Origin of the sequence: Sphingobium limneticum (genome assembly GCF_008710165.1) — a bacterium.
Classification (GTDB): domain Bacteria; phylum Pseudomonadota; class Alphaproteobacteria; order Sphingomonadales; family Sphingomonadaceae; genus Sphingobium; species Sphingobium limneticum.
On the sequence record NZ_VYQA01000062.1, the window covers coordinates 1 to 1,671 of the forward strand.

A 1,671-nucleotide genomic window follows, 5' to 3' on the forward strand; every position below is an offset into this window, starting at 1 on the left:
CCATAGCACATTGGGAAGCGGCCCCTCGAAGGGGCGCACTGCCTTGATGAAGGCAAGGGCGCGTAGCGCCCGCAGGCTTCATCAAGGCGGTCATGATCGGCCCGCAGGTCTCTAAAGTGAAGTTGTCGACTCAACCCTTTGGAGACAGACCGACCATGACCAAGCGTAGCTCTAATCCCACCGACGCCGTGCTGGTAGCCATCGATATGTCCAAACACCGCCAGGAGGTCCTGATCGAACGTCCAGAAGGCGGACCCCGACGTCGCATGACGGTGATGGCGACAAAGGCAGATTATGATCGCCTGGCCACGGATCTTAGCGACATCGGGCGTCCGATCATCGTCGGCTTCGAGGCTACTGGTAACTACCATCGCACGCTGGCGCATCGCCTGCTGTCCGCCGGCTTCGAGTTGCGCTTGATCTCGTCCGTTGCCTTGGCTCGAACGCGCGAGGCTCTGCACAATGGCTGGGACAAGAACGATTCCAAGGATGCGCAAGTGATCCTGCACATGCTGCGGATTGGCGCCACCCAGCGATACGTCGATCCGCTCGCCGCCGGGATCAACGACCTGCAGGAGATGTCGAAAACGCACGAGGCGATCTCCAAGGCTAAGACGCAGACATGGCATCGCATCCTGACCCACTACCTGCCGCTCTATTTCCCGGAGATTGAACGCTTCGCTGGCAACAGCCGATCCGACTGGTTCCTTGCTCTGCTCGAACGATTCCCGACTCCAGCCAGCATGACTGTGCTCGGCCAGGAGACTTTCTCCCGCGAAGCATGGGACTTGGTCGGCCGCAAAGTGTCCAAAGCCCGGCTGATCAACGATATCTACGAGACCGCCTGCGCCTCCGTGGCGCTACCTGTCGACGAGGATTCCGTCTCGATCGCTATGTTCCGCATGGTGATCGCCCAAGCACGCAACCTGATCCGGCAGCGCGACGAGATCGAGCGAACGGCGCATGCCATGCTGGCCGAAAACCGCGATTATCAGCTTCTGCGCATGATCCCCGGCATTGGGCCCATCAATGCGTTGACCATTCTCGCCGAGGCAGGCGATCTACGCCGCTTCAGCCATCACCGTCAGTTCCTGAAGTTCTGCGGTCTTGATCTTGCGACCCGGCAGTCCGGTACATTCCGAGGCCGCACGATGCTGTCCAAGTACGGTAATGCGCGATTGCGGCGGACCTTTTGGATGGCTGCCCAGGTCGCCGCACGTCAGCGCAACAACAGTTTCCGCGACAAGCTCGGACGATACACTGCCGGGCACGCGGATGATGCCGATCGTCGCCGCAAGGCGATGACGGCGCTCACCGCCAAGATGGCGCGCGTTGCCCATGCCGTCATCAAGACGGGGACAGAGTACCGACCGTTCCTTGAACGGTCGGATGCCAGGTGGAAGGACCCCTCTCTGCAAGTGCCGTGAGGGCGCGAAAGCGACCCTGTAGATAATGTTCGGGCCTTCCACCTGGGTGCGTATCTCGTTCTAAGGACGGTGAGGACCACGGCCGCTTCGGCGCCGCTGGATCCTGTGTTTGCTATGGCAGGGAGCGATCCCGTTGACGGTGGAAGCCATCTGGCTCAGAATGCATGCCTCGCCGCTCAATGCCGGCGCATAGAGATCTGTTGACCAAATCTCGCTTTCCTTCGTGACCCAGGACGTTATCGGA

1 pseudogene is annotated in these 1,671 nt (G+C 60.5%); it reads left to right on the forward strand.

Annotation, left to right across the window (positions count from 1 at the left end):
- The first annotated feature begins 155 nt into the window (after nucleotides 1–155).
- Nucleotides 156–1,449, forward strand: a pseudogene (locus F4U95_RS24490) (IS110 family RNA-guided transposase).
- Nucleotides 1,450–1,671 lie beyond the last annotated feature (222 nt).